Annotated in this window: 21 protein-coding genes and 1 tRNA gene; 11 read left to right on the top strand and 11 right to left on the bottom strand. The window is 62.2% G+C overall.

All coding sequences use genetic code 11. From position 1 onward, the window contains the following. Positions 1–377: 377 nt before the first annotated feature. Positions 378–965: a GNAT family N-acetyltransferase gene (locus AArcSt11_RS09400; RefSeq protein WP_250596558.1), complete on the bottom strand. Its 588-nt coding sequence runs from the start codon at positions 963–965 to the stop codon at positions 378–380. Continuing rightward, positions 965–1291, bottom strand: a complete 327-nt coding sequence (locus AArcSt11_RS09395) for a ribbon-helix-helix protein (protein WP_250596556.1) — start codon at positions 1289–1291, stop codon at positions 965–967. The genes AArcSt11_RS09400 and AArcSt11_RS09395 overlap by 1 nt, the downstream gene beginning before the upstream one ends. A 114-nt stretch (positions 1292–1405) precedes the next feature. On the opposite strand from AArcSt11_RS09395, the gene AArcSt11_RS09390 reads away from it, so the two are divergent. The 5 genes from AArcSt11_RS09390 (at position 1406) to AArcSt11_RS09370 (ending at position 4549) form a co-directional block, all read left to right on the top strand. After that, a complete protein-coding gene (locus AArcSt11_RS09390; protein WP_250596554.1) occupies positions 1406–2353 on the top strand; it encodes an HhH-GPD family protein in 948 nt (315 codons plus the stop codon). 61 nt (positions 2354–2414) lie between these two features. Beyond that, positions 2415–2990, top strand: coding sequence for an NADPH-dependent FMN reductase (locus AArcSt11_RS09385; RefSeq protein WP_250596552.1), 576 nt, complete (start codon positions 2415–2417; stop codon positions 2988–2990). After that, on the top strand, positions 2990–3586 hold the full coding sequence (locus AArcSt11_RS09380; protein ID WP_250596550.1) for a YIP1 family protein: 597 nt from the start codon (positions 2990–2992) through the stop codon (positions 3584–3586). The genes AArcSt11_RS09385 and AArcSt11_RS09380 overlap by 1 nt, the downstream gene beginning before the upstream one ends. Before the next feature lie 100 nt (positions 3587–3686). Continuing rightward, positions 3687–3959: a DdfA family disk-determining factor gene (gene ddfA, locus AArcSt11_RS09375; RefSeq protein WP_250596548.1), complete on the top strand. Its 273-nt coding sequence runs from the start codon at positions 3687–3689 to the stop codon at positions 3957–3959. Between the two features lie 53 nt (positions 3960–4012). Beyond that, positions 4013–4549: an HAD family hydrolase gene (locus AArcSt11_RS09370; protein ID WP_250596546.1), complete on the top strand. Its 537-nt coding sequence runs from the start codon at positions 4013–4015 to the stop codon at positions 4547–4549. A 4-nt stretch (positions 4550–4553) separates the two neighbouring features. Here AArcSt11_RS09370 and AArcSt11_RS09365 read toward each other — a convergent pair whose 3' ends face one another. From AArcSt11_RS09365 to AArcSt11_RS09340, 6 genes are all read right to left on the bottom strand, one after another. Further along, a complete protein-coding gene (locus AArcSt11_RS09365; RefSeq protein ID WP_250596545.1) occupies positions 4554–5210 on the bottom strand; it encodes a uracil-DNA glycosylase family protein in 657 nt (218 codons plus the stop codon). 266 nt (positions 5211–5476) lie between these two features. Then, a tRNA-Thr gene (locus AArcSt11_RS09360) sits at positions 5477–5550 on the bottom strand. 68 nt (positions 5551–5618) lie between these two features. Further along, on the bottom strand, positions 5619–6194 hold the full coding sequence (locus AArcSt11_RS09355) for a CBS domain-containing protein (protein WP_250596544.1): 576 nt from the start codon (positions 6192–6194) through the stop codon (positions 5619–5621). A gap of 91 nt (positions 6195–6285) precedes the next feature. Continuing rightward, positions 6286–7047 carry a GTP cyclohydrolase III gene (locus tag AArcSt11_RS09350; protein WP_250596543.1) on the bottom strand — a complete coding sequence of 254 codons (762 nt, stop codon included), beginning with the start codon at positions 7045–7047 and terminating at the stop codon, positions 6286–6288. A gap of 52 nt (positions 7048–7099) precedes the next feature. Then, a complete protein-coding gene (locus AArcSt11_RS09345) occupies positions 7100–7420 on the bottom strand; it encodes a DUF5785 family protein (RefSeq protein ID WP_250596542.1) in 321 nt (106 codons plus the stop codon). A gap of 37 nt (positions 7421–7457) precedes the next feature. Continuing rightward, complete coding sequence (locus tag AArcSt11_RS09340; RefSeq protein WP_250596541.1) at positions 7458–8954, bottom strand: DUF7289 family protein; 1497 nt, start codon at positions 8952–8954, stop codon at positions 7458–7460. A 181-nt stretch (positions 8955–9135) separates the two neighbouring features. On the opposite strand from AArcSt11_RS09340, the gene tbsP reads away from it, so the two are divergent. Further along, the gene (gene tbsP, locus AArcSt11_RS09335; RefSeq protein WP_250596539.1) at positions 9136–9942 is read left to right on the top strand and encodes a transcriptional regulator TbsP; all 807 of its coding nucleotides are present in this window, start codon (positions 9136–9138) and stop codon (positions 9940–9942) included. Here tbsP and AArcSt11_RS09330 read toward each other — a convergent pair. Together AArcSt11_RS09330 and mct are read right to left on the bottom strand one after the other, a co-directional pair. Beyond that, a complete protein-coding gene (locus AArcSt11_RS09330; RefSeq protein WP_250596537.1) occupies positions 9939–11645 on the bottom strand; it encodes a helicase HerA domain-containing protein in 1707 nt (568 codons plus the stop codon). The two genes, tbsP and AArcSt11_RS09330, sit on opposite strands and share 4 nt — an antisense overlap. Positions 11646–11730: 85 nt before the next feature. Next, complete coding sequence (gene mct, locus AArcSt11_RS09325; RefSeq protein ID WP_250596536.1) at positions 11731–12921, bottom strand: succinyl-CoA:mesaconate CoA-transferase; 1191 nt, start codon at positions 12919–12921, stop codon at positions 11731–11733. Positions 12922–13104: 183 nt separating this feature from the next. Between mct and glmS the strand changes: the two genes are divergently transcribed. From glmS to citE, 5 genes are read left to right on the top strand one after another with little or no spacing between them, the layout of a single operon-like run. Continuing rightward, the gene (glmS, locus tag AArcSt11_RS09320) at positions 13105–13545 is read left to right on the top strand and encodes a methylaspartate mutase subunit S (RefSeq protein WP_250596534.1); all 441 of its coding nucleotides are present in this window, start codon (positions 13105–13107) and stop codon (positions 13543–13545) included. 4 nt (positions 13546–13549) lie between these two features. Continuing rightward, complete coding sequence (locus tag AArcSt11_RS09315; protein WP_250596532.1) at positions 13550–14983, top strand: methylaspartate mutase subunit E; 1434 nt, start codon at positions 13550–13552, stop codon at positions 14981–14983. 1 nt (position 14984) lies between these two features. Beyond that, the gene (locus AArcSt11_RS09310) at positions 14985–16286 is read left to right on the top strand and encodes a methylaspartate ammonia-lyase (RefSeq protein ID WP_250596530.1); all 1302 of its coding nucleotides are present in this window, start codon (positions 14985–14987) and stop codon (positions 16284–16286) included. Beyond that, the gene (gene mch, locus AArcSt11_RS09305) at positions 16283–17395 is read left to right on the top strand and encodes a 2-methylfumaryl-CoA hydratase (protein ID WP_250596529.1); all 1113 of its coding nucleotides are present in this window, start codon (positions 16283–16285) and stop codon (positions 17393–17395) included. The genes AArcSt11_RS09310 and mch overlap by 4 nt, the downstream gene beginning before the upstream one ends. Then, the gene (gene citE, locus AArcSt11_RS09300; RefSeq protein WP_250596528.1) at positions 17392–18426 is read left to right on the top strand and encodes an L-malyl-CoA/beta-methylmalyl-CoA lyase; all 1035 of its coding nucleotides are present in this window, start codon (positions 17392–17394) and stop codon (positions 18424–18426) included. Before mch ends, citE begins: the two co-directional genes overlap by 4 nt. Positions 18427–18506: 80 nt before the next feature. Here the strand turns inward: citE and AArcSt11_RS09295 are convergent, their stop codons facing one another. Then, on the bottom strand, positions 18507–19073 hold the full coding sequence (locus AArcSt11_RS09295; protein WP_250596527.1) for a response regulator: 567 nt from the start codon (positions 19071–19073) through the stop codon (positions 18507–18509). Between the last annotated feature and the right edge of the window lie 159 nt (positions 19074–19232).

The raw sequence follows: 19232 nt of genomic DNA, 5'->3' as shown, positions 1-19232 counted from the left end.
TGGCAACTACTCATCGTCTCGGCTTAGAGTCCGACAAGAAGGACGGTCGAGACAGATTCCGCCGTCACCACCGAGTAGGAGTGGGACGCTCCAAATCTACGCCTGAGGAGACTGCGCTCCCTGCGCGGACTGTCGGCGCAAGCCGACCGTCCGTAAAAAAGCGCGTCGCGGAACCAGGAAGCTCCACCCTCAGCGAGCGCGTCAGCGCGAGCAGGGTGGGGTAGTTCACTGTAGTACGACCACATATGACACATGACACCCCAGACGGACCCGCCGACCAACTCCGCTGGTGCGATCGGTGTCGGATCGAAGTCGTTCCCCGGACGACCGGCTCGAAGGAAGTGTGTCCGTCCTGCGACAACGAACTGTGACTCTGCCTATTGACTGCGGTCGATGGGGGCCGGCGGCTCGGCGTCACGTCGGGCCGCGAGGAACTGCTGTTCCGTTTCTGTGAGGCCATCCCGTGCTTCGAGGCGCTCGATGCCGTCCTGGTAGGACTCGATTGTGGAAGTGGCATCGTCGTGTCGGTCGAGCGCGTTCTCACGCGGATACACGAGTACGAGTTCCGCGATGCCCGTTTCCTCGCCCGTAAACCCGAAGCCAGCCTTCCAGAGCGCTTCGAAGGCGAAGGGGTTGTTGACGGCGATCCGAAGCCGTTCGTAGCCCCGCTCTATCGCCCGATCGACCGTCTTCCCCACGAGTTCGGGGCCAAGCCCCTCGCTGCGCCGGTCGGCCCGCACCGTGACGTAGCGGAGCCAGAGCGTTCCCTCGTCGGTCCGGTCCTCGTTGAACGCGACGGCGGCGAGGACGTCCTCGGGGTCGACGCTGCCGTCTCCCGCGTGACCCTCACAGAGTACGGCCTTGCCCGTGTTCGACATCACGAACTTCCCGGCGTAGCTGAACCGCTCCCAGTCGAGCCGGAGCGTCGGACCCTCTTCCGGCCAGCCGAGGAGGGCAAAGCGCATCAGAACTGGTAGCGGCGCTCGTCGTTTTGTTGTTGCTGTGGGTACTCGATGCCCCCACCCATCTCCTCGTAGGTCATTCCCGAGAGATACTCGTCGTACGTGACATCGTAGCCGCTCCGCAGGTGGAAATCGAGCTTGCCCGTCTCGACGGTACTCTGGAACAGCAGGCGGACAGCCTGCTCGACCAGGTCGTCCTCGTCTTTGTCCAGCGCGGCCATCAGCATCGTCAGCTCCTGGCGTGTGTCGTCATCGAGATCGAGCGAGATTTCCTCGTCCAGCGATTCGTAGGTCTCCTCGACGTCCGCGGTCAGATCGTCCAGACTCATGGTTCGGGGTTGCGCCGAGACGCGGATACCCCTTTCGCTGTCGAGTACGGCCCCGTTTGCTCCCAAAGTACGGAGACCAGAGCCGATAAACCGACTCCGTTCCAACGTCCGCCAATGACCGACGACGCGACGACCGAGGACGCCCCATTTCCCGGCGGGCAGTCCCTCCCCGACGACGTCGAGGAAGTGCGCACCGCCCTGATCGAGTGGTACGGGGACGACCACCGCTCGTTCCCGTGGCGCGAGACCACGGACCCCTACGAGATTCTCGTCTCCGAGATTATGAGCCAGCAGACCCAGCTCTCACGCGTCGAGACAGCCTGGGACTCCTTTCTGGAGCGGTGGCCGACGACCGCAGCGCTCGCGGACGCGGACCGCTCCGATGTCGTCTCCTTCTGGAGCGACCACAGTCTCGGCTACAACAACCGTGCCAGATACCTCCACGAGTCTGCCCGGCAGATCGAGGACGAGTACGGTGGTGAGTTCCCGACCGACCCCGACGAGTTACAGGAACTACAGGGCGTCGGCCCCTACACCGGGAACGCAGTCGCCAGTTTCGCGTTCAACACCGGTAATGCTGTGGTCGATACCAACGTCAAGCGCGTGCTGTATCGCGCATTCGACGTCGAAGACGACGATACCCAGTTCGAGGCCGCCGCGGCGGCACTGATGCCCAGCGGCGAGTCCCGCGTCTGGAACAACGCCATCATGGAACTGGGCGGGGTCGCCTGCGAGAAGACGCCTTCCTGCGACGGGGCGGGCTGTCCATGGCGCGAGTGGTGTCACGCCTACGGAACCGGAGACTTCACCGCACCGGACGTCCCGACGCAGCCGAGTTTCGAGGGGAGTCGACGCCAGTTCCGCGGGCGGGTGATCCGGGTACTCGGCGAGCACGACGAGCTCGAACTCGACGAACTTGGGCCACGGATCCGGGTCGACTACGTGCCCGAGGGCGAGTACGGCCGGGAGTGGCTGTGCGGCCTGCTCGATGATCTCGCGGACGACGAACTCGTCGAAATCGACGAGGGTGGGGCGACCCCCGTAGTCAGCCTGCAGTCCTGACGATACAGCAAGGAGCATAGCTACCACACCGCTTTTGCTCCCCCAGAACAACCCCCTCGCTATGGACGAGACACCACACATTGTCGCGGTCTGTGGAAGCCTTCGTGACGAGAGTTACACGAGGGAGTCGCTACTCGTTGCCCTTGCCGGTGCCGAGGCAACAGGTGCGACGATCGATCTAATCGACCTCCGGGAACTCGACCTTCCGATGTTCGATGCTGACCACCCCTCAGCTGGCGACGCCGACGAACTGGCCCAGCGGATTACGCGTGCGGATGGCGTCATTCTCGGCACGCCGATGTATCACGGATCGTACTCCGCACCGCTGAAGAACGCGCTCGATTACTGTGGCTTCGAGGAGTTCGAGAACACGTCTGTCGGCCTCCTTGCGGTTGCTGGCGGTCGGTTCCCGGTAACAGCGCTCGATCACTTGCGATCCGTCTGCCGCTCTCTCGACGCGTGGGTACTCCCATATCAGGCCGTTGTCCCGCAGGCCTCCCGGGCGTTCGACGGCAACGAGTTCGCCGATTCCGAACTCGAAACGCGCGTCTCGACGCTCGGCCGCCGACTGGTCCAGTACGCCAACATCCGTCCCGATCCCGCCACCTTCGAGAGCGAGGAGAACGTCGGTGCCTGATGAGCGAACCAGCGCACTCCCGAGCGAGTGACGGACTCGGTACGACGCTGCTCAGAGCGGTTCCACGAGTACTCCTGTCGCCGCGACGATTCTTCCGCACCAGCATCTTGCCCGGTGAACAGGCCCCCGGACTGCTCTTTGCGATGGGCGTTGTCCTGGTTTCGGAAACGATTCGGCTTGTACTCGTGAGCGAGCCGCTTCCAGTTTTCGGCGGATCCTCCGTGTTATCCGCTATCCTCTGGCTCTCGGTTGTCGTACTGTTCGTGACCCCCGCTGCCCTGCATCTGATCGCGGCGCTGCAGACTATGTTACTGATTCCAGTCGCGAACGACCGCGCAGGCGTCAGTGAGACCGTTCAGGTGCTCGCGTACTCCTCCGCACCGTGTCTCTTTGCTGGAGTTCCAATCCCCGAGATACGGGTCCTCGTGGGTGCGTATGCGACAGTTCTTCTGCTACTCGGACTATCGGAAGTCCACGGAATCAGCTTCGAGCGGAGTCTGCTCGTCGGCAGCCTCCCCGCTGCGCTCGCGTTTGGCTACGGGTTTCGCGCGTTCGATGCGCTGACGACGCTACTGGCGCGATGGTACATTATCTGAGGATCTCGACCGAATCAACTGAACCGCTGTCGTCAGTAGTTTAAAATAATTATGTGATCTTGCATCAGTTTTTTATATACAAGACTATTGGTGTGCTGCAATGGCAGCGAGCAAACTCGGGAATCACGACCGGATCAGTACTGCCGTTGTGGAGGCCCTCGCAGACGCCAACGATGTCGATCCGCTGGAGCTCGATCCGCTGTACGAGGCGGTCGACCCGGATGCGCTTGACTCCCTCTTTTCAACCAGCGACGGATCCACGGGGATACCTCACGGAACAGTTCGATTCACCACGAACGGATACGAGGTCGAAGTCACCAGCACCGGTCGAGTCCACCTGACGCCGGAGGAGAGCGTCGAAGCGGTATCGTAACGGCTGGCGGTACTGCCGAAGTCTCTTTGATTGCCGCCCTTCAATCACAATCTATGCTCGACGACCAGTACGACGCAGTTGTCTACGATCTCGATGGCACCCTCGTTCGACTCGATGTCGACTGGGGAGCAGTCACCCGGGACGTTCGTGCGGTCTACACGAACCACGGCATCGACGATGCCGACGGCGGACTCTGGGATCTCTATCTCGCCGCCGATACGTACGACATCGCAGACGAGGTCGAAGACACGATTAGCGAGCACGAAAGGAATGGTGCGAGTTCCTCGACACGGCTACCGCTGGCCGACGGCGTTGCTGCCCACTCGGTTCCTGTCGGCGTCTGTTCGCTCAACGCCGAGGGCCCCGTCCGGCTGGCACTGGAATCACACGGGTTGTCCACCAAGATCGACGCCGTCATCGGCCGAGACTCCGTCCCCGAGCAGAAACCGGATCCCGGGCCGTTGCTCACCACGGTCGAGAATCTTCCGGGAACTGTTGACGAGCCTGTCTTTGTCGGCGACTCGCCGCGGGACAGGACGGCCGCCGAACGGGCAGGGATCGCATACAGGGGCGTCGGTTCCCTGCTCTGAGCCCCTACCGAACGAAGTACTGCGTATCCGTTGCGACAAAGCGACCCAGCTCGGAGATCTGTCGGTAATCACTCGCCAGCAGCGCCTGCAATCGGGATAGCAACGCCTCCTCCTGATCGTCATCCCAGTCGGCGGGTTCGGCGATCGGGACGACGAGCCAGCCGCTCCCGCGGAGTTCACTGGCGTGAAGCGCATCCATGTCCAGTGGACCATCCGCTGGCCGGGCGGTGTAGCTCTCGAAGACATGGCGCGTCGCCCGTTCGCCGACCGGGAAGAGGACGTGTGCGGCGATCGCTCGTAGCTCGGCGTCGAAGAAGGGTTCGAGTCTGTCGTACTGCTTCTCGGTGGGCTGCTGGTTGTCCGGGAGGCTACACATGTGGAGATAGCTACTGAAGAGATTTGATACGCGCGGGTCCGACCGATCGCCCGACTCGACGAAGCCTGCCTCCTCGAACACCGACAACAGACGTGCACCTGCATCGCTGTCAGTGAAGGGTATCCCGCTCCGGACCCCTCCGTGGATTGTGGGACAGTCGCCAATCAGATGGAAATCGGCGTTTGCATCCCCATATCCGTACACTACCGATGATTCCTTGGGTGCGTTGTCGCACGACGGATCCATTCCGAACGGGTTACTCGTCCGATCTGTTACGTTTTCCACGCGAGACCGGTAGGTAACAGTGAAATAAAACCGAACCGGTTCGGACGAAGAGGAGTGGGATTTGAACTCGGTGCAAATTCTCGCTACGGCTCGAATTTGCGTAGTTCAAATCCTCCGGTTGCCGCTATGCTGCTCACGGGATGTTCGCGGCAATAGAGCCAGGGCAGGGATTTGAACTCGGTGCAAATTCTCGCTACGGCTCGAATTTGCGTAGTTCAAATCCTTTGTTGGATTGTTGCCGCTCACGAATTGTTCGCGGCAAAACAAGCCAGGGCAGGGATTTGAACCCCGGGAGTCTCGATTACAAGTCGAGTGCTTGAACCGCCCAAGCTCCCCTGGCGCAAACGACGATAGGGGATGCCCCTTTGAGTGGTTTTCGTTGTCCAGTCGAGAGAGGAGGGGTTGGTATCACACGTCACGGCAGTCCGCACACAGCATCTGTCCGTTGAAGTTCTGGAGCTGCTGGGTCAACGTCCCACAGCTCTCACAGACGCTCTGTGTCGAGTACTCCGAATCCGGCCCCGGCGAAACGGTCCTGTCGGCAACCGCCCCGGCGCTTGTCGATCCGACCGCTTCGGGACTCTCTCGCGGATCGGCACCGTTCTCCAGCAACGATGCAGTGGCGGTCAACAGGTCATCCGCAGTCACAACACCGACGAGTTCCTCGCCCTCGACAACGAGTAACCGCCCGGTTCCCTGTGTAGACATCCAGTCGAGCGCCTCCACAAGGGGTGCGTTCGGGGACAGTTCGGCTTCCGGATCGCGCATGAGCTCCCCAGCCGTCGAATCCGACTCCTGCTCGGGGACGAGCGGGAGCAAGTCGAAGGCACTGATGATTCCGACCGGTTCGCTCCCTCGGACGACCGCCGCCGTAGAGGCTTCCTCCTCACGCAGTACGTGCGCGACATCGGTGATGTCGTCGGATTCGCTCACGCCGACGAAGTCACGCGACATGATTTCGCGTACGGTTAGATCGCTTTGCATGTGAACTGATAGCATAGGAGATGTCTAAAAGCTACCCCCACCAATTTTATATTCGCTCCAGCGGTAGATTATAGGCCGAAAAAACGGCTCCTCACCGGAGAAATTCGACTTTCGTGTCGTCGGCCCGGGCGTGCTCTAGCGCGTGCTTGGCATCCATCCCCGCGTTGTGAGCGTTCCTACCGATACCGACGCCAACTCGCAGGTCAACGTCTGCAACCGCCGTGACGTGATCGATCGCCGCCTCGTACTCGTCGGCGCTCAGATCCGGACAGGTTGCGATGATATTGTCGCCGCCGACGAAGAATGACAGCGCATCGTTTTCCTGGCGCATATACTTCATCAGTGCCGCATAGCCCTGTTCGATCTCGATGAAGCTATCGAAGGCGTTCAACTGATCCGTGTACTCGCCGGTCGCGTCGATCACGTCGAAGTGGGCGATCTGGACGTCCTCATCGGTCCGGTAGTCGGACTCGATAGCCCGTCCTTCGAGGATTTCTCGACGGCTCTTGTCCTGTGCGCTCCCGGCCGCCTGCAATCGCTCCGTGGCGTCGGACAGCGCCGCCGCGGGGGACTGGCCGGTCGCCACCGACAGGCTGATACTCACCGGATAGCGGTTTCCGACCGACTCCTGAATCACGGCGTGATCGTCCATATCGAGGCCGTTCGTCACCGCGATCATGTTATCAAAGCGGGTGAAAAAGACGTAGCCCCCCCGATCGCCGACCAGCTGCGAGAGGTCGGCGTACAGTCTCGACTGCAGGGTCTGGAGGTCGACCTCCCGACGGGGTTCCGGCGTCACGGTCCACGGGCCGTAGTTGTCGATCTGAACGAGGGTGACCTGCGTGTTCGTCACAGTAGCCACTCCTTGGGATGACTACCTCATAAGTACCCTGAATCACCGCGGCTCAGGCGTGTTTGATCTCGGGATCGGCACCGACCGGATGGTAGTCCCAGAAGTCCCCACGACGCATCGCGTCGCCGACCTTGCGGTGCATATCGACGATATCATCGAACTCCTCGGCCTCGACGTACTCGAAGATCTCCGCCATGCTGACCACTCGCTGGTGGTTGATCCGGATCGGCTCGTCGCCGTGCTCGTCGACAAACTCCGCGGCAGAAAGCGGGAAGTCTCCTTCTTCGTCGACCTTCTTGGCGATGATCGCCATTCCGTACTTGCGCATCCCTTCGCTGCCCTCGTCGCCGTCGGGATCGTGGGGCCAGTCCATATCGGTTGTGTGGGCGGGCCGGGCAAAAACGTTCCTATCAGTCAGAGGCCGTTATGGTTCGTTCGGTGACGTGAAGGTAGTAGAACTCGGGTCCAGCGCCTTCATAATCTAGTGAAACCTCTGGTGCATCCTCTGATAGTGTGACATCATCTTCATGCATATTACTTTGTACTTCAAGATCGTCGACTATTATTGATCCGTTGAATTTACTATTTCCAGAGGATTGGATATATCCATCAGAATCTGGTGCATACACGAGTGCACTTACCCCACCTCTGATATTTCCACCATCACTGAAGACGTACCCAGAGGAAGAAATAAATATTCTTGTCTGTTCGGGGGAATCTTCATTGCCGACTACATCGCCGTTCTTGATATCACCAGTCAAGTCCAGACCATCCTGAATATAGAATGTTACATTACCCGAATCGCCAGACACAGGTAGCCCCCCGTCACCTGGGGTAACAGTCCCATTGACGTAAACTTCGATGTCCCCATCTGCTTCATCAGTCTTAAATTCGTGAGATCCGACAATATTCTCAAAGCAGTGGAGTCCACTTTCCTCAAGGTCTTCATTCAGGTTTTCTTCGATATTCTCGCATTCAGACTCCATAGTATCGATTAGTGAATCAGATGATGGACCCTCAAACTCGCCCTCTTCATAATCAAAATTGGCTTGGTTTTCGTTGGTAATATTCCCAGCTATTACTCCCTCACTGAATGTTCCCGCTTCCAGTGAGAACGGAACGCTCAGTTCGACCTGAACTTGCCCTTCGACCGTATCGAAGTCATCATTATCATCCTTATCGTCAGCACACCCCTCTGAGATCGATCCGCGCGTCTGGGAGTCAAAGTAGTCCTCCCATGCCTGGCAGTACTCGCTTTCCATCTCCACGTACACGGTCCCACCACTCAGTGGATTCGACTTGTCGTCATTGTCGTGTACTGGGTAATGCCGAGCCTCATGCTGGAGTTCGAGCTCTCCGCTGAGAGTCCCACTACTACTGATATCGCCATCAACTTTCTGAATTGGGAACGAGAGCGCGTTGTCACGGTAGTAGAAATCGGGCGCGGAGACAAGAGAGCTACCGGAGCCGCGCTGCTGGAAGACGCCACCAGCCTGATATGCGACGGTATCACCGTTTTCGCCGGTATAGACCAGCGAATTAACCGAGATTGGCTCTATATTTTCCCGTTCTAGATCTTCGGGGGCAATACCTTCCTCTGGGTTCCCGTAAACCGGTCTTATTACATCACTGTCGTGATATATCGTCAGGTTGCCGGTGTTTTCTCTCACTTCTAACTGCCCGTCAGCCGTCCCGAGATCGAACGAAACTGATTCGTTGTCCTCCAGCTCGCTCGCGTCAGCAGCCAGACTCGAAAACGACGACTCCACCTGCGACGTCTCGATCTGGCTCTGACTATCACTAAACATCGCCGCCCCGGCGACCGCAACCGTGGCTGCGACCGTGATCGTGAACCCGGCCAGCAGGATCACGCCGAGAACGTGGGCGACACCTCTGTCGTTACTCATTACGTATACATACAGTTACCAAGTATATATGTCTACTTGCCGATTGTATATAAATAGATGATTTCGTGGGTCAACTGCTATCTCGAAACACTACAGATACTCCGATTAGGTGACGAATTCGGATGGGGCAAGGATATTAGGCGGTAAAATTAAGTATGGTTCCGAACAATAGATTACTGTGATGACTGATAATTTACTCGACCAAAGCCGAGAAGATTTGCTGGCGCAGGCGATTACCGGCGTCGACGACGAGCTTATGCTCGTGAGCCCGTCCGAGGAAACGCTCACGGATCTCATCGACGTGTTGGCTGACCACGACGTTCGTGTGGACGTGTTGGCCGATCCGGCGACGGTGAAAGGAGTTATGGACGACTTCATCGTCGCGAGTAACGCGGCCGACCTGATCGCAAGCGACCGACTCTCCCTCCGGACGAGCGACGCGCTCGAGACCAACCCGATGCTCGTTGGTTCATCAAGCGTGATGACGCTCGTGACGACTGCCTCGTCGATGAACGGACTCGTCTCCGAGGACGAGAGCTTCGTCGGGGACGTCCGGACGGAGTACCGCGACCGGTGGGCCGAGGCAGCGGAGTACTCGCTGCGGACGCCGCCACTATCCGAGGTCAACGACGGGCTCGCCGAGAGCCTGGGCGACGACGCCGAAGGCGATTTCCGGGCCATGCTCGGTTCGCTTGAAACCGCACGAGGGGACGACAGTCTCGACGAGGTGACGGTGAGTCTGCTCGTCGCTGCGAAGAACGAAGCGTTGCTGTACGACATCAGCAAGTGGGGCGAGGACACTGGCGTCGCCAGCAAAGCGACGTTCTCGCGCACGAAGACGCGACTCGAAGAGAAAGGCCTGATCGAAACCGAGAAAGTCCCTATCGAGGTCGGTCGGCCACGTCTCCGGCTTACGCTTGCCGACGAACGACTGCAAGCCGCGGAGAGCGACCAGATCGCGACGGCCGCGCAGTCGATGCTAACCTAGTTCTCGAATCGCCGCAGTAGCTCGTCCAGACCCTCTTGTTCGGCGGTAGCTTCGATCTCCCGTTCGATAACATCGTGTTCCAGACGGTAGGCTCCGTCCCCGTCGCGGGTGAGGAACGGTTGCTCTCGAAGCGTAGAGAGAAACGTCCAGACGTACTGGACCGGCACGTCCATCCGCGATTCGATCTCTGCAATAGCCAGCGGCCCGTCGGTGGCGATCGTTTCGACGATCCGCCAGCAGTCACCGGAATCGACCGGTACTCGCGTCGCCGCAGCCTCGATTTCCGAGACGATCGGCTCGCGATGCAGTCGGTCGACCGTTTCCTGCGGGTCCCGTGAGTGGTCCGCCTCGGGCATCCCATCGTGGGGCTGGGGCGATTCGGTGGCTGTCGATTCGTCAGCGTCTTCTCCGATCGGTTCTGGCTGGTCTCCCTCGTCGGAATCGGCAAATGACGTCTGGACGACCGAGGAATCGTCGGTGTCGAAATCGATCGTCGCAGTCGACTCCCGCAGTCGCTGGTTCTCGGCTTCCACTTCGGCAATATGCTCGTGAGCCTCATCCAGTTCACTCTGCAGGGACTCGACCTGTCTTTCCAGCTCCTCGATCCGATCGTCCTTGGCGGCGAGTCTGGCTTCGACGTCCTCCGCGGTCATTGTGGCATCGCCACGGGAGAAGGCGTTTGCCAGCTGTCTGGCTGCGTTCGAGACGTCCCGGGCCTTGTCCAGTTCGGATTCGAGCTGGTCGATCTTCGCCCGCTTTTTGTCCAGCTCCTGTTGCATGTCGGCCAGTTCGCTGGAGCGCTGTTCCTCCTCCTCGGTCAGTTCCGCCAGATCGTCCATCAGCGAGTCGCTGACCGACTTCAACTCCGGCCGCTCGAAATCGTCGAGGCCGGGCGTCGCGCCCGCATCGAAGGTCCGTTTCCGACGGAACTGGATCCGCCGGACGTCGACCTCGGTCCAGTCGGTCTGGACGAACGCCTCGCCGTCGCCCAGGTCTGCGACCGCCTCCTGGTACTCGCTGTCGACCACCCGTCCGACGACCTTGGTGTCGTTGTCCCAGGTGAGCCGGTGCCAGACGAGCCAGTTCGCCTGCGTGATGAAGTCCTTTTTGACGTCTGCGGGTCGCTGGCTAATTCCCATGATCCCCAGCCCGTGTTTTCGCCCGCGCTTGCCGATCTTGATCAGCATCTTGCCGGTCTCGCCACCGCCGCCTTTCTGTGGGAGATACTCGTGGACCTCCTCGACGACGAGCAAGAACGGCTTCTTGAGCTTCTTTTCCTTGGTGAACAGGTGCCGGGCGGTTTCACGCAGGAGTTCGTCGGCAACGTCCTCGTCGAGATAGCCCGAGACGTCGAGGATGATCGGCACGTTCTCTTCGAGCGCGAGCGTGGCGATGCGCTCGGCGTGAGCGGGGCCGATCTGGATGTCACACTCCTCGTCGGCGCCGGCGTGGAGGAGTTCGTACTCCTCTTTCAGGCCGTAGTACTCGCCATCGGTGTCGACGATCAGCACCGGATAGCCGGCGTCGAGTAGTTCCTCGATGACGACGCTTGCTGTGTTTGACTTCCCGGAGCCGCTTTTGCCGGTGACGAATCCACGGCCCGTCAGCACGTCGACGACCGGAAGCCGTACCGGTTCGCCGGCCTCGGCGTCTCCCGCGGGCGCGCTCAGTTCGCCGATCCTGATCCGTTCGCGCTCGCTCACCCGCGATCCCCTCCCCGAAGCCTCACGTGTAGCATCACTCCGTATCTCTCGTGACGAGCACTTGAACCCTTTGCCGGAGAGAACCTTACTCGTCGTCGCCCGGTGTCGGTCGTCCGGTCGTCGTTCGCTCCCGTCCGCCGAGGAGTTCCGCACGGTCCTCGTCGAGCAGGGGTGCGCGTCGACCCGGATCGGTCGGCGTCCGCGTCATCTTGATCGGGTTGCCGGCGACGGTCACCGACGAGCCGGAACCGGGCTGGTCGACGTCGACCAGCATCTCACGGGCGTCGACGTGGTCGTCGGCGAAGACGTCTGCGACGTCCTGGACCGGCGCGACCGGGATGCCCGAAAGCGCCGCGAGGATGGTTTCGGTGTCACGCGACCGGGTCCATGTGGCGATCGCTTCCCGGAGCATCTCCCGATTGGCGAGCCGGCTGGCGCGGTCGTCGTACTCCTCGGCCAGCGCCGGCCGATCGATCGCCTCACAGAGCTGCTGCCAGTGGTTCGTCCCGAACGCCGCGATGACGACGTACCCGTCGGCAGCCTCGAACGCGTCGTAGGGGAACAGTGTCGGGTGGGAGTTGCCCTGTCGCGTCGGCGGGTCGCCCCCGTACGAGTACTGGTAGACGGTGCGTTCACAGAGGCTGATCATACTGTCGTACATCGCGGTGTCGACGAACTGCCCCTCACCCGTTCGCTCACGGTGGTGGATCGCCGCGAGGATCGCGACGGCGTTGAGGGCGGCCGTGAAGAGATCACCGACGCCCGGCCCGACTTTCATCGGTGGTCCGTCCGCCTCGCCGGTGATCTCCATCACGCCGCCGAGCGCCTGCGCGATCAGATCGAAGGACGGCTGTCCCTGTCGATCAGTCTCGCCGGTGCGAGGATCACCGAACCCCCGAATGGCGCTGTAGACGAGCTCGGGGTTGTGCTCGCGGAGCCGTTCGTAGCCGAGATCGAACTTCTCCATCGTCCCTGCGCGGTAGTTCTCGACGACGACGTCCGCTTTCTCGACGAGCGAGAGGAACGCTTCGCGGTCGTCCCTGCCACCGAGGTCGAGTTCGAGGCTCCGCTTCCCGCGGTTGACACTCTGGAAGTAGCCGCCGTACGGTTCCGCGTCCGGGTCCTCGTAGAACGGCGGGTTCGACCTGATCAGGTCCCCGCCCGGCCGCTCGACCTTTACGACCTCCGCGCCCATGTCCGCGAGCAGCATCGTACAGTACGGCCCGGCGAGCACCTGTGTGAGGTCGAGAACGTACAGATCGTCCAGCGCACCCATGTTGTGGCGCTCGGCGAGGGGGACAAAAAACTTTATGGATTAATCATTAAGAATGTGGCCGATGCGGGGCCGACACTGGGTAGGTATTTGTTCACATGAAATCTGTTTAAGGTTCCTTCGAGAGTAATATCATGAAAGATCATTAAGTTTAAGTCCGTCTCGGTCAACGGCTTCGATACCGACATGCCAAAGACAGTCATCCTCGGCGTGATCGGATCCGACGCCCACGTCGTCGGTATCACGATCCTCGAGCAAGCGTTGCAAGCGGCAGGGTTCGACGTCGTCAACCTCGGCGTCCAGAGCTCCCAGGCAGAGTTCGTCGAAGCTGCACGTCGTGAGGATGCCAGCGCAGTACTGGTCTCGTCGCTGTACGGTCATGCCGAGCAGGACTGTCAGGGCTTCCACGAGAAAATCGCCGAGGCCGACCTCGACGTCCTCACCTACATCGGTGGGAACCTCGCCGTCGGCCAGGACGACTTCGAGCAGACCCGACGGCGGTTCCGGGAGCTCGGCTTCGACCGGGTTTTCGACTCGGAGACCGATCCCGAGGAAGCTATCGCCGCCCTCCGTCGCGACCTCCAGATCGCGCCCACGGAGCCAGAAACCGTCCCGGTCAGAGGCTGAAAAGATGCTTCGGGACGAGCTCATACCATCCGACGAGTTGCGACGCATCGACGAGTCCGTCCGGACGAACTGGCCAACCGGAAGCGCCATCGAGTTCGAGGAGGCGATCGAGTTTCACGAGTCGCTCCCGCCCGAATCGGCGTTCGCGACGGTGCTCGAATCGGCGGACAGACCACTGTTACAGCCTCGCGCGGGCGTGCCGCTGCTGGAGGATCAGATCGAGCTGTTGCAGCATCTCCACGCCTCGGGCGGCGCGGACCTGCTGCCGACGACGATCGATTCGTACACCCGGGACAACGAGTACGAAAAGGCGGCGGAGGGGCTGGCGGAAGCACGGGAGACCGGGGAGGCCACGCTCAACGGGTTCCCGGCCGTGAACCACGGCGTCGAGGGGTGTCGAGAGTTGATCCGGGCGATCGACGCGCCGGTCGAAGTCCGTCACGGAACCCCCGACGCCCGATTGCTTGCCGCGATCACCTTCGCTGGAGGGTTCCAGAGCTTCGAGGGGGGGCCGATCTCGTACAACATTCCCTACACCAAAGAGCACGACCTCGCCGAGACCATCGAGCACTGGCAGTTCGTCGATCGACTGGCGGGCGCGTACACCGAGCGCGGCGTCCGGATCAACCGCGAACCGTTCGGGCCGTTGACCGGGACGCTGGTCCCGCCCGCTATCGCCATCGCGGTGATGCTGCTGGAGGGACAGCTCGCGGCGACGCAGGGTGTTCGTTCGCTCACACTCGGCTACGGACAGGTCGGCAACCTCGTCCAGGACGTCGCTGCCCTGCGGTCGCTCCGCTCGCTCGGCGAGGAGTACTTGCCCGACGAAGTGACGGTGACGACGGTGTTCCACGAGTGGATGGGCGGGTTCCCGCCCGACGAGGCCCGGGCGAACGGCGTCATCGGGCTCGGCGGCGCGACGGCGGCGATCGCGCGACCCGACAAGGTCATCACGAAGTCCCCACAGGAGTTCCAGGGCGTCCCGACGAAGGAAGCAAACGCCGCCGGACTCCGCACCACCAGACAGTTGATCGACATGATGATCGAGCAGGACGTCCGGCTCGACGGCGTCGAGCGCGAGCGCGAGTTGATCGAGGCGGCGACCCGCGACCTGATCGAGGCGGTCGAGGCCGCGGGCGATGGCGACGTGGCCCAGGGAACTATCACCGCCTTCGAGTCGGGCGCGCTGGACGTCCCGTTCGCACCGAGCGACAGCGCGCAGGGTGCGGTGCTGCCGGCGCGGGACGACGACGGTCGCGTCCGGATCTTCGAGTTCGGCGACCTGGCAGTCAGCGACGAAATCAAGGAGATCCACCGCAACCGGCTGGACGCCCGCGCGGAGACGGAAGGGCGCGATCAGTCGTTCCGGATGGTCGCCGACGACGTCGATGCGATCAGCGACGGTCGGCTCATCGGCCGCCCCACGGAGGGTGACTGACATGCGGATCGAACGGGTTCGTGCCGTCCCGACCGTGTCGGGGTTTTTCTTCGACGACCAGCGGGCGATCAAGCGCGGCGCGACACAGGACGGCTTCGGCTATCGCGGCGAGCCAGTCACCGCCGGGTTCGACAGTATCCGCCAGGCCGGCGAGGCACTGACCGTCGAACTCGAGCTAAGCGACGGGACGATCGCCGTTGGCGACTGTGCCGCGGTCCAGTACTCCGGGGCCGGTGGGCGCGACCCACTCTTCCGCGCAGAGCCGTACCGGGACGTCGTGACGGGCCCCGTTGCTGACGAACTCGTCGGCCGGGACCCTGCGGCGTTTGCCGACACCGCCGCCGCGATCGAGGCGCTTCCGGCGTCCCTCTCTGACGGCGACTCCCTCCACACGGCGGTCCGGTACGGCGTCTCGCAGGCGCTGCTTGACGCCGCCGCGACGGCCCGGCGAACCACGCGAACCGACGTCCTCGCCGACGCGCTCGGGACGACGCCGGCGACCGAGCCGGTGCCGGTCTTCGGCCAGTCCGGCGACGCCCGCCGGGAGAACGCCGAGAAGATGCTCCTCAAGGAGGTTCCGGTGCTGCCCCACGGCCTGTTCAACAGCGTCGAGAAGCTCGGCCCGGACGGCGGGCGGCTTCGCGAGTATCTGTCCTGGCTCGCGGACCGCGTCGAAGAGCTCGGCAGCCCCGGCTACCACCCACGGTTCCACGTCGACGTCTACGGGCTCGTCGGGGAACTGTTCGGCCCGCCGTACGATCGGCCCGAGCTCGCGGAGTACTTCGCGGAGTTACGCGCGGCTGCCGCACCGTACCCGCTCCAGATCGAGGGGCCGATGGATGCGGGAAGCCGCGCCGAGCAGATCCGGGCGATGGCGACGCTCCGGGACGGGCTGGCTGCGGCCGGCGTCGACGTCGACCTCGTCGCCGACGAGTGGTGTAACACCGCCGCGGACGTCCGAGCGTTCGTCGACGCGGGCGCGGCGGACGTCGTCCAGATCAAGACGCCGGATCTCGGCGGGATCCAGCACAGTGGCGCGGCAGTGAGCTACTGCGATGGCTCCGATACCCGCGCGTATCTCGGCGGGAGCTGTAACGAGACGGCGATCTCGGCCAGAGCGTGTGCACACGTCGCGCTGGCGACCGACGCTGCACAGGTTCTCGCCAAGCCCGGCATGGGCTTCGACGAGGGGTATATGATCGTGACAAACGAGATGCGCCGAACGCTGGCGCGTAGACGGCAGGCAGCGCGCGGCCACGCCCACGACCGACTGACACAACCGACACTGACAGACCGACGATGACGGATACATCAGACCCGACCGACTGGACCGATACCGAGACGTTTCAGACCGCCCTGCAGCGGGCGGAGACGATCGAGAAAGGCACGTACTTCGAGGGGTTTACCGAGGGCGACACGATCGCCCACGCGGCCGGCCGCAGGCTCACCCGTGCCGGAAACGAACGCTGGATGGGCCAGACGCTGAACCACGACCCGGCCTACTGGCACTCGGACGCGGCCGACGCGCTGGACTACGAGGAGCCGCCGATCCATCCGGACTACCTGCTTGCAGCCGTGATGGGTCCGACCGTCGAGGACCTGAGCGAGAAAGGCGGTTACTTCCTCGGGCGGACCGACCTGCGGTATCACACCGACGCGGTCTATCCCGGGACGGAGCTCGGTGTAGAATCCACGGTGCTCGACCGGACGACCTCGAGCTCCCGGCCCGCCTACGGCATCGTCACCTGGGAGACCACCGGCTACGAGGCACGGACCGACGAGCCGCTGCTTTCCTACCGCCGGACGAACATGGTGCCGCGGCGCGACCCGGTCGAAACCGATGGCGGCGAGTCCGGGATGCAGGCGGAGACCGAGAGCGGGCCATCGGCCCTGCCGGCGGAACTGATCGCGCCCGAGGGGCCGTACTTCGAGGACTTCCGGGCGGCGCTGGGTGAGGTCGCCGGCCGCGACGCCGCAGTGGCCTACCGCCACGAGCGCGGGCGAACCCAGGACGATCTGCTCATCGCCGGGCTCCCACTTGCGACGCTCAACACCGCGAAACAGCACCACAACGCCGCGGCGATGGCCGACTCCCCCTCCGGCGAGCCGGTCACCTACGGCGACGTAACCCGCTCGATCGCGCTCGCTCATGCCCGGTCGGACGAGCGGACCTACCGTGAACTCCGGTACGAAGACGAGGCGTTCCACGACTTCGTTACGGCCGGGGATACGATCTACGGCTTCACGCGCGTTCTCGAGGCGACTGCCACGCCGACGGTCGACCTTCCGGCAGGAACCGATTCCGACGGTGCCGGACAGGTCACCTTCGAACATTTCGCGTTCAACCAGCACGACGAACCGGTCTACTCCGGCCGTCGAACCGCACTGATCGAGACCAGAACCCACCAATGACACGACTCTGTCGGACGTTCCAGACCGCACCCGCCGCCGTGCCCCGCGAGGACTCGGCGAAGTATCTACGCTCGGGACTCACCGCCGAGGGGTTCCAGCTACCGGACTGGCTCGTCCCGGATCTCGAGGACGGGACTGCCCCGGAAATGAAAGACACCGCGCTTGAAAACACGATCGAACTCGTCGACGAGCACGCCAGTGGCTTCCCCGGTGAGATCTGGCCCCGTGTCCAGTGGGGGTACGACGACGAGGCGACTCGCGAACGCGGTCGACAGGAGATCGAGACGCTCGTCCGCTCGGTCGGCGACCGGATCGACGGCGTCGTCGTCCCGAAGGTCGGCCGCGTCGAGGACGTCCGCGCCGCGGCGTCGGCGATCGAGGAGTACGAGACGTCTTACGGCCACGCTCCCGGCTCGATCGAACTCGCCGTCATCGTGGAATCCGCCCGGGCGGTGTCGGATCTCGACCGCATCGCACGGCTGGGCGACGGCCGTCTGGCCGCGCTCGTCTTCGGACCCGTCGACTACACGGCAGAACTCGGTGGGCGCGAACTCGACGATGGACGGCCGACCTGGCCCGGCCTGCTCGAACGACTCTCGAACGAGGCCAGTGCGGGCGGGCTGCTGGCGGTCGGCGGGCCGTTCGACCAGCTGTATCGCGAGCGCGCCGGCGTCCAGTTTTACAACGGCGACGCCTACGCCGAGCAGGTCGAGCGCGAGGCGACGGTCGGGCTCGACGGTAGCTGGTCGCTGCATCCAAATCAGACCGCACAGGCAAACCGGATCCACATGCCCCGGGAGTCGGAACTGCGTCAGGATGTCGAGCGGATTGAGGCGTTCGAGGAAGCCAAATCGACCGGCACCGGAGCGGTCTCCGTCGACGGTCAGATGGTCGACGAGGCGACGTTCAAGAACTTCGCGAACACCGTCGAGACGGTCCGGCGGATCGACGAGACGCGACCCGAGCAGACGGCTGCCAGATACGATGATGGACTCCTCGGACGCGCGCTCGATCTTGAGACGAGTTGGTAGTGGAGCTTACTACAGTTTTCGAAGTGTATAGCTACAGTTAGTGTAGTAAAGGACACTCCCTACATCTCGCGTCAGCAACCTCACTCGTCGAGAAACTCGTCCTCGGCGAACGCCAGTTCGTCGTGTTCGTCGAGCAGCGATTCGAGATCGTCCCGGATCGACGTCGAGAGCACGGTTAGCTCCTCATACCGGTCGTTGTCGTCCAGTTCGAACTGCGATTTCGTCCGTTCGAGTGCGCTCAACTTCGATTTGATCCTGAAGTACTCGTTGAGCCGCATCTCGTATGAGTCAAGCAGTAGTTGCGTCTCGACGACGTTCCGGATCGTCTCGCCCGTAACGGGTTTGATAACGTACTCGTCGAACGGCATATCCAGGATATCGAAATCGGGGTCCGTGGCAGTCACCATCACTACCTTGCCCTCGTAGCCCTCGCCTCTGATCCGGTCGAGCACCTCGTCACCGGTCAGTTCCGGCATCCGGCGATCGAGGAGAACGACATCGAACTCGTCATCGATCAGTTCGAGTGCATCGAGTCCACTGTAGGCCGTTTCGACGCGATAGCGTTCCTCGAGATGGGACGCGTAGAGGTCAGCAATCCGCTCTTCGTCATCGACTACCAGTATCGATGCCCCGGGAGCTGGCTCCATTGCTATACGGTTGCTACCCACACGATAAGTAATTTCGGCCAGGAGGGATCATCCTCGAGGGCCGAGCGCTTGCGGGGACCAATAATATATTATCCACCACGTACAACACCCTACTCAATCGGTAACTGTCGGGGCTCTGGTAGGGGTGCGGTAACGAAC

The sequence above is a fragment of the Natranaeroarchaeum aerophilus genome, from assembly GCF_023638055.1.
GTDB classification, from domain to species: domain Archaea; phylum Halobacteriota; class Halobacteria; order Halobacteriales; family Natronoarchaeaceae; genus Natranaeroarchaeum; species Natranaeroarchaeum aerophilum.
This window is presented reverse-complemented; position numbering and strand designations above follow the sequence as displayed.

Coding starts and splice junctions, on each gene's coding strand:
- AArcSt11_RS09400 (WP_250596558.1), bottom strand. CDS start 965: ATGCGCTTTGCCCTCCTCGGCTGGCCGGAAGAGGGTCCGACGCTCCGG.
- AArcSt11_RS09395 (WP_250596556.1), bottom strand. CDS start 1,291: ATGAGTCTGGACGATCTGACCGCGGACGTCGAGGAGACCTACGAATCG.
- AArcSt11_RS09390 (WP_250596554.1), top strand. CDS start 1,406: ATGACCGACGACGCGACGACCGAGGACGCCCCATTTCCCGGCGGGCAG.
- AArcSt11_RS09385 (WP_250596552.1), top strand. CDS start 2,415: ATGGACGAGACACCACACATTGTCGCGGTCTGTGGAAGCCTTCGTGAC.
- AArcSt11_RS09380 (WP_250596550.1), top strand. CDS start 2,990: ATGAGCGAACCAGCGCACTCCCGAGCGAGTGACGGACTCGGTACGACG.
- ddfA (WP_250596548.1), top strand. CDS start 3,687: ATGGCAGCGAGCAAACTCGGGAATCACGACCGGATCAGTACTGCCGTT.
- AArcSt11_RS09370 (WP_250596546.1), top strand. CDS start 4,013: ATGCTCGACGACCAGTACGACGCAGTTGTCTACGATCTCGATGGCACC.
- AArcSt11_RS09355 (WP_250596544.1), bottom strand. CDS start 6,194: ATGCAAAGCGATCTAACCGTACGCGAAATCATGTCGCGTGACTTCGTC.
- AArcSt11_RS09345 (WP_250596542.1), bottom strand. CDS start 7,420: ATGGACTGGCCCCACGATCCCGACGGCGACGAGGGCAGCGAAGGGATG.
- AArcSt11_RS09340 (WP_250596541.1), bottom strand. CDS start 8,954: ATGAGTAACGACAGAGGTGTCGCCCACGTTCTCGGCGTGATCCTGCTG.
- tbsP (WP_250596539.1), top strand. CDS start 9,136: ATGACTGATAATTTACTCGACCAAAGCCGAGAAGATTTGCTGGCGCAG.
- mct (WP_250596536.1), bottom strand. CDS start 12,921: ATGGGTGCGCTGGACGATCTGTACGTTCTCGACCTCACACAGGTGCTC.
- glmS (WP_250596534.1), top strand. CDS start 13,105: ATGCCAAAGACAGTCATCCTCGGCGTGATCGGATCCGACGCCCACGTC.
- AArcSt11_RS09315 (WP_250596532.1), top strand. CDS start 13,550: ATGCTTCGGGACGAGCTCATACCATCCGACGAGTTGCGACGCATCGAC.
- AArcSt11_RS09310 (WP_250596530.1), top strand. CDS start 14,985: ATGCGGATCGAACGGGTTCGTGCCGTCCCGACCGTGTCGGGGTTTTTC.
- mch (WP_250596529.1), top strand. CDS start 16,283: ATGACGGATACATCAGACCCGACCGACTGGACCGATACCGAGACGTTT.
- citE (WP_250596528.1), top strand. CDS start 17,392: ATGACACGACTCTGTCGGACGTTCCAGACCGCACCCGCCGCCGTGCCC.
- AArcSt11_RS09295 (WP_250596527.1), bottom strand. CDS start 19,073: ATGGAGCCAGCTCCCGGGGCATCGATACTGGTAGTCGATGACGAAGAG.